18 protein-coding genes and 1 tRNA gene are annotated in these 14,757 nt (G+C 41.2%); 6 read left to right on the top strand and 13 right to left on the bottom strand.

Features of this window, described 5'->3' with window-relative positions:
- Positions 1 to 62: 62 nt before the first annotated feature.
- Positions 63 to 2,129: a T9SS type A sorting domain-containing protein gene (locus tag BM043_RS12265; protein WP_092792053.1), complete on the bottom strand. Its 2,067-nt coding sequence runs from the start codon at positions 2,127 to 2,129 to the stop codon at positions 63 to 65.
- 85 nt (positions 2,130 to 2,214) lie between these two features.
- On the opposite strand from BM043_RS12265, the gene BM043_RS12260 reads away from it, so the two are divergent.
- Positions 2,215 to 3,510: a UDP-N-acetylmuramoyl-tripeptide--D-alanyl-D-alanine ligase gene (locus tag BM043_RS12260; RefSeq protein ID WP_092792051.1), complete on the top strand. Its 1,296-nt coding sequence runs from the start codon at positions 2,215 to 2,217 to the stop codon at positions 3,508 to 3,510.
- On the opposite strand, the gene BM043_RS19705 is transcribed toward BM043_RS12260, so the two are convergent.
- Together BM043_RS19705 and BM043_RS12250 are read right to left on the bottom strand one after the other, a co-directional pair.
- Complete coding sequence (locus BM043_RS19705; RefSeq protein ID WP_092792049.1) at positions 3,503 to 3,922, bottom strand: type II toxin-antitoxin system VapC family toxin; 420 nt, start codon at positions 3,920 to 3,922, stop codon at positions 3,503 to 3,505. The two genes, BM043_RS12260 and BM043_RS19705, sit on opposite strands and share 8 nt — an antisense overlap.
- Positions 3,912 to 4,181: a DUF6364 family protein gene (locus BM043_RS12250; protein WP_092792047.1), complete on the bottom strand. Its 270-nt coding sequence runs from the start codon at positions 4,179 to 4,181 to the stop codon at positions 3,912 to 3,914. The genes BM043_RS19705 and BM043_RS12250 overlap by 11 nt, the downstream gene beginning before the upstream one ends.
- A gap of 201 nt (positions 4,182 to 4,382) precedes the next feature.
- Here BM043_RS12250 and BM043_RS12245 point away from each other — a divergent pair, with 201 nt between their 5' ends.
- Positions 4,383 to 5,060 (top strand): DUF2461 domain-containing protein, encoded by a 678-nt coding sequence (locus BM043_RS12245; protein WP_092792044.1) that lies wholly within the window; start codon positions 4,383 to 4,385, stop codon positions 5,058 to 5,060.
- A gap of 6 nt (positions 5,061 to 5,066) precedes the next feature.
- Here BM043_RS12245 and BM043_RS12240 read toward each other — a convergent pair whose 3' ends face one another.
- The 7 genes from BM043_RS12240 to BM043_RS12210 all read right to left on the bottom strand — a co-directional run bounded on the left by BM043_RS12240 (position 5,067) and on the right by BM043_RS12210 (position 9,763).
- Entirely contained in the window at positions 5,067 to 5,876 is an 810-nt protein-coding gene (locus BM043_RS12240) for a Cof-type HAD-IIB family hydrolase (protein ID WP_092792042.1), read from the bottom strand.
- The gene (locus BM043_RS12235; RefSeq protein ID WP_092792040.1) at positions 5,876 to 6,148 is read right to left on the bottom strand and encodes a hypothetical protein; all 273 of its coding nucleotides are present in this window, start codon (positions 6,146 to 6,148) and stop codon (positions 5,876 to 5,878) included. The genes BM043_RS12240 and BM043_RS12235 overlap by 1 nt, the downstream gene beginning before the upstream one ends.
- A gap of 17 nt (positions 6,149 to 6,165) precedes the next feature.
- On the bottom strand, positions 6,166 to 6,588 hold the full coding sequence (locus BM043_RS12230) for a hypothetical protein (RefSeq protein ID WP_143189532.1): 423 nt from the start codon (positions 6,586 to 6,588) through the stop codon (positions 6,166 to 6,168).
- Between the two features lie 3 nt (positions 6,589 to 6,591).
- Positions 6,592 to 8,094 carry a PKD domain-containing protein gene (locus tag BM043_RS12225; RefSeq protein WP_177188472.1) on the bottom strand — a complete coding sequence of 501 codons (1,503 nt, stop codon included), beginning with the start codon at positions 8,092 to 8,094 and terminating at the stop codon, positions 6,592 to 6,594.
- Between the two features lie 633 nt (positions 8,095 to 8,727).
- A tRNA-Ala gene (locus BM043_RS12220) sits at positions 8,728 to 8,801 on the bottom strand.
- Positions 8,802 to 8,847: 46 nt separating this feature from the next.
- The gene (gene recR, locus BM043_RS12215) at positions 8,848 to 9,468 is read right to left on the bottom strand and encodes a recombination mediator RecR (RefSeq protein WP_092792033.1); all 621 of its coding nucleotides are present in this window, start codon (positions 9,466 to 9,468) and stop codon (positions 8,848 to 8,850) included.
- A gap of 10 nt (positions 9,469 to 9,478) precedes the next feature.
- On the bottom strand, positions 9,479 to 9,763 hold the full coding sequence (locus BM043_RS12210; protein ID WP_092792177.1) for an ATP-dependent Clp protease adaptor ClpS: 285 nt from the start codon (positions 9,761 to 9,763) through the stop codon (positions 9,479 to 9,481).
- A gap of 62 nt (positions 9,764 to 9,825) precedes the next feature.
- On the opposite strand from BM043_RS12210, the gene BM043_RS12205 reads away from it, so the two are divergent.
- Complete coding sequence (locus BM043_RS12205; RefSeq protein ID WP_092792031.1) at positions 9,826 to 11,271, top strand: sodium:solute symporter; 1,446 nt, start codon at positions 9,826 to 9,828, stop codon at positions 11,269 to 11,271.
- Here BM043_RS12205 and BM043_RS12200 read toward each other — a convergent pair.
- Entirely contained in the window at positions 11,268 to 11,606 is a 339-nt protein-coding gene (locus BM043_RS12200) for an MGMT family protein (RefSeq protein ID WP_092792029.1), read from the bottom strand. The two genes, BM043_RS12205 and BM043_RS12200, sit on opposite strands and share 4 nt — an antisense overlap.
- On the bottom strand, positions 11,587 to 12,480 hold the full coding sequence (locus tag BM043_RS12195; protein WP_092792027.1) for a mechanosensitive ion channel family protein: 894 nt from the start codon (positions 12,478 to 12,480) through the stop codon (positions 11,587 to 11,589). Before BM043_RS12195 ends, BM043_RS12200 begins: the two co-directional genes overlap by 20 nt.
- A gap of 55 nt (positions 12,481 to 12,535) precedes the next feature.
- Here BM043_RS12195 and BM043_RS12190 point away from each other — a divergent pair, with 55 nt between their 5' ends.
- From BM043_RS12190 to BM043_RS12180, 3 genes are read left to right on the top strand one after another with little or no spacing between them, the layout of a single operon-like run.
- On the top strand, positions 12,536 to 13,213 hold the full coding sequence (locus BM043_RS12190; protein WP_092792025.1) for an SDR family NAD(P)-dependent oxidoreductase: 678 nt from the start codon (positions 12,536 to 12,538) through the stop codon (positions 13,211 to 13,213).
- 37 nt (positions 13,214 to 13,250) lie between these two features.
- Positions 13,251 to 13,673 carry a nuclear transport factor 2 family protein gene (locus tag BM043_RS12185; protein WP_092792023.1) on the top strand — a complete coding sequence of 141 codons (423 nt, stop codon included), beginning with the start codon at positions 13,251 to 13,253 and terminating at the stop codon, positions 13,671 to 13,673.
- 3 nt (positions 13,674 to 13,676) lie between these two features.
- Positions 13,677 to 14,132, top strand: coding sequence for a hypothetical protein (locus BM043_RS12180; RefSeq protein ID WP_092792021.1), 456 nt, complete (start codon positions 13,677 to 13,679; stop codon positions 14,130 to 14,132).
- Here BM043_RS12180 and BM043_RS12175 read toward each other — a convergent pair.
- Positions 14,125 to 14,541 carry an META domain-containing protein gene (locus tag BM043_RS12175; RefSeq protein ID WP_092792020.1) on the bottom strand — a complete coding sequence of 139 codons (417 nt, stop codon included), beginning with the start codon at positions 14,539 to 14,541 and terminating at the stop codon, positions 14,125 to 14,127. The two genes, BM043_RS12180 and BM043_RS12175, sit on opposite strands and share 8 nt — an antisense overlap.
- Positions 14,542 to 14,757 lie beyond the last annotated feature (216 nt).

Raw genomic sequence — 14,757 nt, 5'->3', positions numbered from 1 at the left:
TTGGTGTTTATTCTGTAGGGGAAAGCTAGGATTTTTCCACAATCCAAACAAAATCATTTTACTCACCTCACCCAAAACTTCTTTGAAACCTGCCGTCGATTGGCAGTTTCGAGTTGGAAAATATAAAGGCCCGGAGTGTAAATACCGGATTGGATTTCGATTTCTTGTCCAGCCTGAACAGAAATCTCATCTAAAAGCACTTTTCCCATCGCATTGATAATTCTACCCAGACCCGATTGGTTTGAAATAACTTTGATGGGTCCGGTAGTTGGATTGGGATAGAGAAGCAATTGAAGGCCTTCCGAAAGGGGATCAGTTCCTTCCTCTGCATTGAGGTAAATCAAACCTCCAGCACGAGTGCCCAGTATCAAATCGGGGTTTGCTCCCAACACATCCGGCACCAAGGTAATCCAGGTATTTCTGCCCAGTCGAGTTGGGGAATTTTGATTTTGGATGGCAACCTGAACCTCCTCACGCTGGGTCTGCTCCATGAAGTTTTCGATATAGATCAAAATCCCTCGCTGATCGACGACATAGAGCCCGGGCTGAGGTTGCGGATTCACTGCCACATTCAAATTTCGATTGGATGGGTTATCCTGAAAGCCCAAAAAATCTAACTCCATCAGTTCCGCAGACAAATTTTCAAAATCAACGGCATACAAGTCCAAACCTCCATTTTGGGCGGCTACCAGCAAATGATCCTGATTTTGATAGTCGAAAAAGGTCAAATGATCACCCCGATTCGGTTCAAATCCTGAAAAGTTGATCTCTTCCCACTGATTATTTTCCTTCTGAAAAACCCGCTGTTGCGGAATATTTCCCTCAAATCGAATTCCCGTCAACAATTGCCGAGAAACTCCAGACTGATCCTGAAATTCCAAATACTGGATTTCGGTCAGATTCCACTCTCGAATCGAAAAATCCTGCTCACTTAATTCTACGATCCCATTCTGGAAGTCAAAAACGGCGATTTCACCCAAAACCTCTCCCGAACGAGTCACATTGGCACCGACAAAGAGCCTTCCTCCATTTTGATTACCCAGGTAAAAGGGTCGTGTATTCTCGCCCAGATCAACAAGTTGACTCTGCAAAATCGGGCTGAGCGAACCCTCAAACGAAAAAATGGAATTGGCAAAATCCACTCCGTAAACTTGTGCCGCTTCATTGGAATTGGAACTGATAATCAGCTGCTCATCGATAAAGGCAGGGTTATGAAAAATCGGAAATCGGGGTAATTCTCCCAATTCGGGAATTTCATTGGAAAATTCATCAAAAAGCGGCTCGGCCGATGTTCCTTTATTGGACAAAAAATACAATACATCACACTCATCCCTTCCCAAAAGCAGATCTGATACTCCATCTCCATCAAAATCCCGGTAGAGAATGGAATGCCCGCCTGCATGTTGGATTTTTTGATTTTCCGATGGATCAATTCTCAGCTCCAAACCTGAGCAAGTCTGTCCAAAAGAGATGTCATCGCAATCACAAAATTCAAAATTCCCCCAATGCGTCAATGGAAAGGCAAATCCATCAATATCCAAATTGCCTGTCCGATCCACAGAAGTATTTTCATAAAACTCCAGATAATCCCCCGAGGCAAAATTAAACACAACCAGATCCAGATCCCCATCTCCATCCAAATCTTGGATCAATGGCGTGTCCAAATTATTAGCCTGAATATTGGATCCATTATCCAGCGGAAGGAAATCCCGCGCCACCTCAAAGGAAATATTCCCATCCGATGATGTATTTTTATACGCTTTGATCCCTCTGGCCGTCGAGGTAAACAGGTCCTTCAATCCGTCTGCATTATAGTCAGCCAGGACTAAAAATCCACTGATGTCAGTTGGAAAAAAATAAGTCCATTCGGGTTGATGGATAAACTGATTTCCTTCTTTTTCAAATACAGAAAGCTGGCGCGAATTGATATCCCAAATGACCCACTCTTCCTGCCCGTCAAAATTTAAGTCGATCAATTGAATCTGTGCGCTATTGATCCCCCCACTCCAAGCCGAAGGCAACTCTTCCTCATTTTGAGAAAAAACCGGCAGGTTTTGCAGGCTAAAATTAGTCTGGCCAAAAGACCACTGGGTCAAAAGAAAGAAAAAAGCGGAGAGAAGAAATCGCATAGTGTAAAGCTCAAAGCTAAATTTAATACGTAGCCTTTTGCCTAAAGATGTGATGAATCATTTATTTTGAAGAAAATTTCCGATCATGAACATCGCCATCCTCTATCAACTCTTTCTCAAAAGTACCGGAGTAAGTACCGATACCCGAAAAATCGAAAAGGGAAATCTATTTTTTGCACTCAAAGGACCCAATTTTAACGCCAATGAATTTGCGGCTAAAGCCTTGGAAATGGGTGCTTCGGCAGTCGTGGTGGATGAAGCTGCTTTTTTTGAAGAGGATGACGAGCGGTATTTTATTGGAGAAAGTGCTTTAGCCTGTTTGCAAAAGCTAGCTAATTATCACCGGCATCAATTTGATATCCCCATCATCGGCTTGACCGGTTCCAATGGTAAAACCACATCAAAAGAGTTATTGAACGCAGTTCTCAGCCAAAAATTTAATACGTTAGCCACGGAGGGTAACCTCAATAATCACATCGGTGTCCCTTTGACCTTGCTCAAACTCAACAAAGAGCATCAGATTGCCATCATCGAAATGGGAGCCAATAAGCAGGGAGACATTGCCGAACTCTGCGAAATCGCCGAACCCACACACGGCTTCATTACCAATATTGGCAAGGCACATCTTGAAGGAATGGGCGGACCCGAGGGCGTTTTAAAAACCAAAACCGAACTCTATCAGCACCTGCGGGCAAACAAAGGGACCGTTTTCATCAATAGCCAAGACCCCATTCTCTCCAATATGATCAAGCGCTTCGAAAACCCGGTGCTTTATCCGGCAGCCGGAGATTTTTGCGAGGTGCGTTTTTTGGGCGCTGATCCCTTTGTGAAGTTTTCAGTAGAAGAGGTTACGGGTGAACATTTGACTTCACTTATCGGCGCGTATAATTTTGGGAATATCGCCAATGCGCTAACGATTGGTAAATACTTTGGTGTGGATTTGGAAAAAGCGGTCGAGGCAATTGTCAGTTACAAACCTGAAAACATGCGCTCCCAATTGATCGAAAAGCGCAGCAACTTGATCATTCTTGATGCTTACAACGCCAACCCCTCGAGCATGGATGCAGCCATTCGAACCTTTGGAGAAATGAAAGGGAAAAAGCATAAGATGGTGATTTTGGGAGATATGTTTGAGTTAGGTGAGCATGCCGAAGAAGAACATCGCAAGATCGGGGAAATCGTCAGTGAGTATCCGATTGATAAAATTTGTCTTACGGGAAAATTAATGGTTTCGGCTGTAGAAAAAGCTCCCAAAGCGCTGTATTTCCCAGATCCTTTTTCTTTCCGAAACTGGCTTCAGGACAGCAAACTGGAGGATTATTTGATTTTAATTAAAGGAAGTCGGGGAATGAAGCTGGAGGGATTGGTGGATTTTATTTGAATCTGGAAAGGAAAATTTCCGGCGAAAAAACCGGGATTTGAGACTTTTTATAATCCGCTACGTTTCGGGTGATAATTGCTTTGATTTCTGGATTGCCTAAAGCTGTTTGGTGCTGAATCGAATCTTCAAAATCCTTAAAATTGCTTTTAAAAGCTTGAAGGATTTCTTTTTCTCCTACTGAAAGAATTCCACAGATTGTACAAAAATCTTTGATCATTTGAAGGCTAATAATTCTTCCAACCTTTTTCTTCAGCAAATAATCCACGTTTGAAATAGATAAGGAAGAAATAAAAAGATTGATCTTTGAATTCATTGCAAGCGTGAAAATTTCCTGGGAACTATCTGCGAATGGCATCCGGTCCAGTAAATAATCGAGAATTACGTCTGAATCTAAAAAGTAGCTATTTTCCATATTTTTCCTCCAAAGCCTTAGTCAGTTCTTCTTTGTAGTCAAAGTGGCCATCTTCCATTTTTAAAACGCCTCTTAATCTCAAAAAACTTTCTGGCAAGGACTTCAACTCTTCATTTTTTGGCTCTTGATTTCGATCCAAGGTCAAAAGTTTAAAGTAATTTTCAACAATTGAAGAAAGGCTCTGTCCCTGTCGGGCAGCATATTCCTTTGCTTTTTCGATCACATCTTTTTCCAGTGTGAGTGTTAGTTTCGTATTCATTACACGTGTGGATTTTAAAATTTAAACACGTGCAACATACTCAAAAGTTCTCAATTCTTTACAGAAATCGATGAGTTTGTCGAAAGCGGCCCATTACAAACACTAGAAAAAATGAGCATCTTTAAGCCAAAACCAATTTTCTAAATCCCAGTTTAACTATTGAATCACTTCAAAATTCAAACTTTATCCCTAATTCTTCCTATGCGTCCTTTCCTCAAATTCCTCAGTTCACTAGCCGAAAACAATAACAAAGAATGGATGGATGCCAATCGCGATTGGTATCAGGAGACGCGCCAGGAATTTTTAAAGGATGTGGAGGTCATCCTAAAAAAGCTAAGCGAATTGGAACCTGAGCTTTCGGCTTTTAAGCCCAAGGACTGCGTATTTCGACAAAATCGGGACATCCGGTTTTCGGCCAATAAGGATCCCTACAAAACGAATTTTGGAGCTTACTTTTCTCCCAAAGGAAAAAAATCACCAGGACCAGGTTATTACCTTCAAATCCAACCTGGAAACTCATTTTTTGCCGGTGGAATATGGATGCCGGAAGCCGAGAATCTGAAAAAAATCAGAAGAGAAATTGATTACAGTGGAACCGAACTGGAGAAAATCGAACATTCAGCAGAATTCAAAAAGTTATTCTCGGGAATCGAGGGAGAAAAACTCAAAACCAGTCCGAGGGATTATGAAGCAGATCATCCTTACATCGAATACCTACGGTTGAAGAGCTTTACGGTATCTCACCCGATTGCCGATAAAGATGTGAATTCCGGCAATTTTATCAATCTCGCATTGGATGGTTTTAGCGTCATGAAGCCTTTTAATGATTTTCTCGCTAAAGCTATAGAGGATGTAGAAGACGGCAGCGGGATTCTATAATCAAGCCTACCCAAAGTATTTTTCCAAACTAGCGGCTACCCCATCTTCTTTGTGATGAAGTGTCAATTCTTTGCAAACCGCTTTTAACTCTGCTCGGCCATTGGCTACAGCCACTCCCCATCCCACGGATTGAATCAAATCAATATCGTTGTAATTGTCCCCAAAAGCGATTACCTCACCCATTCCAAAATCAAACTTTTTCTCTAAAACTAGTTTCAGGGCAGAGGCCTTGGATATCTTCTTAGGTGCGATTTCTATGTAAGTATCCTTTGAGCGATACAAGTGAAGCTGATCACCAAAATTCAAATGTAACTCACCAAATAGCCAATTGATCAAGTTCGATTCACCCATACACATGATTTTATGCGCGCCCAAATGTTGGCTTTCCCAGTCATCAAGAAGCTTTCTCAAGGGTATCCAGGTAGGCTGCACCTTGGTATTTCTGATTTCCCTATTGGACCAATAATCCTCCTTTTCTTCATACCAATGCTCCCCTCGGAAAAGGCTCAAATGAATCTCTTCGCCTTGACAAAGTGCAAAGATGGATTGGACGATGGGAAAAGAAATCTCCACCGAATCCAACACGTGCCCTTCTCCATCAATCACATATCCCCCATTATAGCAAATCAAGGGTTCGGCGGATCGACCCAAATCCCGCTGCAAATGCCGCATAGCATCAGGCATGCGGGAACTCGCCAGAATCAAAGGAATTGACTCGGGAATATTTTTTACAATTGCTTTTAACCTCGGCGATAGATCTCTATCCGAGTTGAGAAGTGTACCGTCAATATCGGTACAGATGGCTTTGAATTGCATTAATCGATTTGGGACCAGTCTACATCGTCGGCAAAATTGGCAAAAAAGCCAAATCCGATGATGGCCACAAAGAGAATAGAAATTCCGATAAAAATCAAGGTGACGATCAGTTCTGCTTTGGCCCAGTTGGATTTGTTTTTATCTGTATTGGAGTCCACAGCCCAGACGATTAGCATGATAAATCCGATTAAGGGGATTTTGCTGACTAGGACAGAAATAATCCAATCTCCCAGACTTAGGGGTGGTTTTTTGAATTCTTCGGGCATTTGCATGGTGCTAGGATTTAGGGTTAGAAAAAATCCGATATCTCAAAACTGTATTCCTGCATGGCAAAATTATCTGAGTTTTGAGGATCGGACTGAAGAAATTGCACAGTAATTTGCTGATAATCTGCTGCATTTTCAAAATCTCGCAGATAAATTTCAGCACATTTTCTAGCCAATACTTCCGGCCTATCTCCTATTAGGGTCGGATCTCCATTTTCCAATTTTAAAAAAACCTCCCCTTGATCATTCGTTTTTTGGATCGAAACGCTGACGTGCTGAAAATCCCCCAAGGCTATAAGTTCCTGAGAAGGTAAAAATCCGTCACCCACCATCATATCCATTCCTTTCATCGCCAAGCGAATAATGGACTCTGGTTCGCAGGCACAGCCTCCAAACAAAAAAATAGCCATCAGGAAAGTGAAGGCTTTAAGAAGAGTTGTCTTCATTGGTTAATTTCTTAAGATTTTAATTCGGTTGACTTTGTTATCCCAAACTACCTCAAGCACATAGAATCCTGGAGGTATGGGGCCAAAATACGAATTAAAAGTGATTTTGGAGTTTGCAGGCATGGGGATTGATTTTCTCCCTAGTTCACCCGAAGCCCCAACCAATCGAAGCTCGATTTTTTGTCCTAAAATATCTCCATTTCCCAAAAACGCAAGTTCCAAATTTTCACCCGGAACGCTTGGATTTGGAAATAAGGTCCAGTCATTTACCAGAGCTTTTGGGACTTCCCGACGGACCAAAAGTACGGAGCTGTAATAGTCTGCATCTTTGGTTTTTTTTCGGATTCGATAGTAAAGTTGATCCTGATTAAAGGCAAAAGCAGAATCTTGGAAGTGATAGCTGGTTTTTTCAATTTTTATCTCGGGAACGTCAATAGTCCCGATCAATTGAAATTTTTCTTGCTTCTGAGTTTTTCGCTGAATTTCAAATTCTCCAGCCTCGGCTTCTTTATTTGTTTCCCAAGAAACGCTGATTTGATCTGCGCTTTTATCCCAATAAGCTTCCAAAAATGAGAGGTCTAGGGACAGAACTGAAGCAATATCCAATAAATACTCTACTGTTTGAGTGCAACCATTGGCATCTGTCACAGTCAAATAATACCAGCCATCTTTTAACCCAAAGATATCTTTATTGGTACTAGTGAAACCATCAGGCCCTACCCAATAAAAGGAATACGGTTCAGTTCCCCCCGTTACTTCTTCCACGTAGATTATCCCAGAGCTATCGTCAATTTTTGTTGGGAAAATAGTGACTTGAATCCCAAAATTGGGGTCAATAAATATATCCTTATAGATGGTTGTCGTACTAACTCCGTCATCTGCTGTCAAGCCAATTGTATATGTCCCTGAGGCAGGAAAATTGAATACGGGATCTGAACCTGTGGCAGTTCCTAAACCGTCAAAATCCCACTCGAAAGTATATTCGAAAGGGGGAGAACCCCCTATCGTCTCCGAGGTAAATTCAATGGTTGTATTGCAAATTCCATTGGACTGAAAATCAAACTTAGGAAAAAGAGGGACTGCAGCGGTAAAGCCTTCTTCATTCGTATAACATTGGGAATTAATATTATTCTTATCACTAATCACACAAGTACTTTCTTCTTTGGCAGTACCTGTATCCCAATAGATAAAAATATCTTTTATATCTACCACATCTCCCCAATTCCATGTAAAATCCCTGACCTTCACCCAAACATATTGCTGAGCTTGGGTTCCTGAGAAGAGACATTCATATTGATCATCAGCAACCAAAACACCATTGATGTAGATATCAAAGTAAAAACGAAGATTATATCCATTAGTAGATGAGCCTCCTAACATAACCCATAGTTCACCATTGATTTCTTCTCCCAATTCATAATCATCCGTAGCCGAAAATGGATTTCCATCAGCATCACGAAGTTGAAAACCATCTACAACAAAATTATTTTGAGAACATTGTGCCAAGACCTTCCCTAGGGAATTCAGAAAAATGAATACCCAAAATATTAGCCATATATACCCACTTCTTGTCATCAATTCAAGGCTTTTCAGGACTTCAAAAATACGCAATGAAGCAATACGAAAACATGATTTAAATCACTGATAACCTTTGGTTTATGGGATTATTTTTACAAATACCAAAAAGCTCGTTTAACAATAGATTTTTTGGACTTGACCCCAGAATTAGATGAAAATATTTTTGAAAAATCTTATAAATTCTTCTAAAGAATCAATTTTCCTATTCGAAAACAGGTCCAAAAATAGATGAATAGACAGGATTTAGCTTCGCCAAAAACCAATTCTAAAGTCAAAACTGAACTAAAAAACAACTCAAAATCCTGAACTTGGATTAACCTTGGGTGAAATGAATTCTGGGCCCCTCCCACTAGCCTGCTAAACTGATTTCACAAAAAAAGCTCCACATTTCTGTGAAGCTTTGTAGTGGAGGATAACGCCTGCCTGGCCGGCAAAGGCAGGGAGTCGAACCGATAGCTTGTGCCGAAGAATTTCGGCAATCTTCCCGCTACCTAGCGGGACGCTCTAGACAGCTGAGCCAATTTCATAAAAAAAGCCCCACATCGCTGTGAAGCTTTGTAGTGGAGGATAACGGAGTCGAACCGATGACCTCTACACTGCCAGTGTAGCGCTCTAGCCAGCTGAGCTAATCCCCCATAAGGTCTGCAAATATAGAACAGGGATTTTATCCCACAAAAAAATTTATTCGCTACTGTAATTTATTCTAGTCATAATGCTTCGCCCTAAGGTCACCTCATCGGTAAATTCCAACTCACCTCCCACCGGAATTCCACGGGCAATCGTACTTACCTTGACACCTTTATCTTTTAACCTTTTGGCTAAATAAAAGGAAGTAGTATCTCCTTCCATGGTCGCACTTAAGGCCAAAATAATTTCCCTGACTGGCTCAGAATTCATCCCTAGATCTATCCTTGCAACCAAAGAATCAATTTTTAATTCTTCAGGACCAATCCCTTGGATAGGAGAAATCACCCCGCCGAGAACATGATATTTACCGTTGAACTGATTGGTGTTTTCTATCGCCAACACATCCCGCATATCCTCCACCACGCAGATGATGGAACCGTCCCTTCGATGGCTTTTGCAAATGCTGCACTCCTCCTCATCGGCAATGTTGTGACAAATTTTACAATATTTGATTTCCTGACGCATTCGGGTCAGGGCAAGCGACAACGCTTCTGTATGCGCTTCATGCTGCTTAAGCAGATGCAACGCAAGCCTTAATGCAGTTTTTTTACCAATCCCGGGAAGACGCGAAATCTCCGTGACTGCATCTTCGATTAATTTAGAGGGAAAATTCACAAAGTGACAATTAGGTGATAGTGGCTTGAATTCCGGCTTCTAAAATCGCCTCACACATGGGCTTAAGCTCCTCGAAAGTTCCTTTCTTCACAGCGCATTTACCCTTATAATGAATAATCAGCGTGCATTGTTCGGCCTGCTCCCGAGTATGTTTACAGACCTTAATCAGCACATTGGTTACATGTTCAAATGTATTGAAATCATCGTTGAAAACCACTAAGTCATGTGATTCCAAATCCACCAATTCCTCTACTAAGATTTCTTCTTCTTCAACCTGTGGAAATGTCGTTCTCATATCGATCATGTTGCAAAATTAAGAATTATGGCCAATTTTAGCGATTCATTTCTGCGCCTTTTATGAATCCTACTATTGTCCTGCTCGTCATATCAGTCTATTTTTTAATGCTCTTTTCAATCTCATGGTTCACTTCACGAAAAGTGACCGCTGAAACTTTCTTTACCGGAGATCGACAATCGCCATGGTTTTTGGTGGCTTTTGGAATGATCGGGGCATCATTGTCCGGTGTCACCTTCATCTCTGTACCCGGAGAAGTCGGAAATAGTAACTTCTTTTATTTCCAAGTGGTTTTGGGATATACCTTGGGTTATTTTACAATTGCAAAGGTATTGCTCCCGCTTTATTACCGATTAAACCTAGTCTCGATCTACTCCTATTTAGAAGATCGCTTTGGCTTTTGGTCCTATAAAACCGGCGCATTTTTCTTTATTCTTTCACGGACTTTAGGTTCATCCCTGCGGGTATTTTTAGTAGCATCGGTGCTCCAGTTGATTCTTTTTGATTCTCTGGGAATCCCGTTTTGGGTTTCGGTTTTGATTACGGTAGGCCTCATTTGGCTTTACACTCATCGGGGAGGTATCAAAACGGTTGTTTGGACTGATACGCTACAGACATTTTTCATGCTAGCGGCAGTAGTGACATGCATCATCCTAGTCGGAGAAGAACTCAGTTTTGCTGGGATTAGTGATTATTTCAGTGCTGTCAGCAATGATCCGAGGTCTGATATTTTTAACTGGGACTGGAAAGCCGGAACAAACTTTTTCAAACAATTCATATCAGGGGCATTCATCACCATTGTCATGACTGGATTGGACCAGGATATGATGCAGAAGAATTTGACTTGCAAGAACATCGGGGATGCTCAGAAGAATATGTTTTGGTTTACCATAATTCTGGTCTTTGTTAATCTCTTGTTTTTGGCATTGGGAGTCATGCTATATCTCTATGCGGAGACCAACGGAATTGCCATCCCTACCAAAACCGACGAATTGTTTCCGCTACTGGCGACCCAGCATTTCTCTGAATTTGCGGGAATCGTATTTGTCCTGGGAATCACAGCAGCAGCCTATTCCAGCGCTGATTCTACACTGACGGCTTTGACCACATCTTTTTGCATTGATTTTCTGGAAATCGAGCGAAAATACCCAAAAGAAAAGCAGATCCCTTTACGGAAAAAAGTCCACTTGGCGTTTACGGGAGTTATGTTTTTAGCCATTTTGATTTTTCACTGGATCAATGACCAAAGTGTCATCAATTCGGTATTTATCATTGCCGGCTATACCTATGGTCCGCTTTTGGGCTTATATTCCTTTGGACTGTTTACCAAATTAAAGGTGAAAGATCGAGTGGTCCCTTACTTAGCAGTGGCTGCCCCATTGATTACATTTATGATCAGCAGCAATTCAGAGGCTTGGCTCTGGGGATATAAATTTGGCTTTGAAGCCTTGATTCTTAACGGACTTTTGATGTTTATCGGACTCTACATGTTCCGGCGAAAAAATTAAAACCCTAGCTCCTTTTCCGGATCCCAAAATCGATTTTCAAAATCCTGAACTTGATCATTTACTATTTGGACTCCTTCCGCTTCCAGCAATTCCAGCATTCTTGTTGGCGTTTCAAAATGATGCTTTCCAGTCAATCGCCCCTGTCGATTGACTACTCGATGTGCAGGCACATCCGATAGAGTATGTGCAGCATTCATGGCGTAACCGACCATTCTGGCCCCACTTTTCAAGCCCAAGTAATTGGCAATTGCACCATAAGAGCAAACTCTTCCCGGAGGAATTTCTCTCACTACCTGATAGACCAAATCAAAATAATTAGCCTTTTCGTTGCTCATTTTTCCAGTTTAAAAACCCTTGATTAATCGCTTTTCTTAGCCCGATCTCCACTTCCTTTTCTCCTGAAAGAATTGGGAATTGATAGCGAATCAACAGACTCTCAGATTTCCGCTCCAGCACATTCAACTGAGCCCCCTCCACAGTCACAAAATCCTTGAATCCTTCCAGCGTTTTTCCAAGTTCCTCTTCAAGTTCACTCAATTGCAAATGATTTGAATAGGGGATTTCTGCATCAAAAACTACCTGATGGGTATTGTTTTTCGAATAATTAATCACATCCGAAGTCAGTATCAGTGAATTTGGGATCAAGATGATTTCCCCCGTTTCGCTTTTCAAGACCAAATTAATGAGGGTAATATCCCTTATAAATCCGGTATTTCTTCCCACATTGATTTTGTCTCCAATCTCCAGCTGCTCCGAAAACATAATGATCAAGCCATTGACGATATTGGTGATATAATCCTTGGTCAATAAAGCCAAAGCCGCCGCCACGATGGTAATCGATGTCAGAAATTCCAAGGGTTTGATCCCAAGGGCCAACATGAAACCAATCAAAATAGCAAGTACATTGAGAATGGCCGAAATCCTCCCTATCCCTATGACAAAATTAGGCAAGACTTTCGTGTCAGCAGTTTTCTGGAGATACAAGCGCAGCGTCACGATTCTTCCCAGCGAAATCACCAAATTGGCCGAAAGCACAAAAATCAAGGCTCTGAGTATATCCAACAGAAATGGATATCTCACCGCAATAGGATTTAAAAACGTGTCGCCCAAGTAGATATAATCCAAAACGATCAACAATACCAACTTGATCACAAAGTTACGTCTTCGCTTATTTTCCTTACTTTGAATGCTTGTTTTTAGATGATTCATAATTTAATAGAAAAATAACCACTAATTTTAGCAATAATCAATTGGTTTTTATCAAATGAATCGAAATATAATAGTAACTGGAGCTGCTGGAAACTTGGGTTCGGCAGTAGTAGAAAAGTTTAAAAGAGAAGGTTACCACGTCATTGCCTTGCTCCAACCCGGAAAAGATGAGGAAGTCGAAGAAGCGGATGACAGCTATGAAGTAGATGTCACTGATGAAGAATCCGTCATGGAATTTGTCAAAGAATATCAACTTCAATATGCGGATTTGGATGCTTTAGCCTTAATCGTTGGGGGATTTTCAATGGGAAACATGGAAAAAACAGGACAGCAGGATCTTGAAAAGATGTTTAGTCTGAATTTTTTCAGTGCCTATCATTTGGTTAGGGGATTTTTGCCCGTCATGAAAAAAAATCATCGCGGCACTTTCCTTTTTGTGGGTGCCCGACCAGCACTTCAGCTGGAGGATGCCTCTGAGACCATTGCATACGCATTGAGCAAACGCCTGATCGTTTCATTGGCAGAAATTCTAGCTACCGAAACCAAAGAAACTGCGATCCGTTCTCATGTTTTTGCTCCAAGCATCATTGATACACCTCAAAACCGCGAAGCCATGCCCGATGCGGATTTCAGTAAATGGGTCAGCCCTAAAGAAATCGCCGAAGCCATGCACTACGCTGTCAATAATTCCGCATTACGAAATATGACTTTCAAACTATATGGAGAAGCCTAACCGATTTTATTGCATCAAGTCCCTGTTTTTCGTCCTGATGCTCAGTTTTCAATTTTCTGCATTTGCCCAATCGGAAGAAGAAAATGTCAAAGCAGTCATTCAGTCACTTTTTGAAGGAATGAAAACCAAAAATACGGATTTGGTACAGGCTGCTTTCTACCCGGAAGCTCCTATGCAAACGGTCATCTCCGGTGAAAACGGAAGCACCATCGGAAGCAATGCCGTTGCGGATTTTGTTTCCCGAATCGCCACCACCCCGGAGGACACCCAGCTCGATGAGCGAATTTTGGATTATCAGATCAAGGTAGATGGAGACATGGCTTCCGCTTGGACGCCTTATGAATTTTATGTCAATGACCAATTCAGCCATTGTGGAGTCAATTCCTTCCAACTAGTCAAAATGGCCGAAGGATGGAAAATTGTTTACATTATTGATACTCGGAGAAAAGAAGACTGCTAGATCATGAGTTGGGAAAAAGAATCACTATTCAAAGCGGCCATTACTGCTTTGAAAGCAAAAATCGAGGAGCTCAAATCGGAGCAAAAAGCGATTTCAGAAGGAATTTTGGAAGATAATAAAAGCAGTGCCGGAGATAAATTTGAAACCGGTAGAGAAATGCTCACCCAAGACCTACGACAGGTAGAAATTCAAATCGAAAAAAACATCGAAGGCCTGGAGGAACTCTATCGGATTCAAGCGATCAAAAATACCCAATCCGAAGTTAAAGAGGGAAGTTTGGTCAAACTAGGTTCAGAATGGTTTCTAATTTCGATCAGTTTTGGGGTTCTTCATTTTGATAATGAAAAGGTCTTTTTACTTAGCAAAAACGCCCCCTTGGGACAATTGTTAATTGGGAAAAAAGAAAAAGACCAAGTGCAATTCCGAGGCAAACCCGAGGTAATTGAGGAGATTATTTAGGAAGGAAAGTCATCAATTCGGTGCTCCCATCGAGCAGTGTCAATTTATCCTTGGAAATCTGAAGGTTAGCTACTCTGCCCAGTGCCTCTAAAAAATCCTGCTCTCCATCTCCAGGGCAGGCTTTTTTGGTCATAGCTCCGGGATCGAGCTCAAGTGTAGTTCCTTCCAGCAAAAAACCACCCGAGAAATTATTACAACTGGTAAAGCCTGCCAATCTTCCTTCTTCAAGAAAATTAAGCGTGGGCACGCCACCCGAAAATTCACTAAGATTCAATCCCTGACCTAAAAGTGACGAAAGTGCCCAAGTATTTCCAGTAAGCAATCCAATAGGGCTCAGATTTTTGCTGCTATCGCAACCCCCATAAATAAAGATCAAAAGTCCGAACGAAATAATCCTAAGGTACTTCATATCATTTCTGTTTGTTTGCTGTTAATTTAGCGAATAATTAGGAAATTAAATTCTTTATTTTCTCAATATTCAGAATTTAAATTCGAAAAAACCAATTATCATTTTTGACGATTCTTTACTAAAACTACTACTTTTATATAAAGTTTAAAAAATAAACCCCATAAACTTGGGAAAAAGGAAATATCTATTTAGAATTGTACAATCAAATACAAGGTC

The sequence above is a fragment of the Algoriphagus hitonicola genome, from assembly GCF_900113375.1.
GTDB classification, from domain to species: domain Bacteria; phylum Bacteroidota; class Bacteroidia; order Cytophagales; family Cyclobacteriaceae; genus Algoriphagus; species Algoriphagus hitonicola.
Note: the sequence above shows the minus strand (reverse complement) of the source record. Positions and strands in the feature narration are given on the sequence as shown.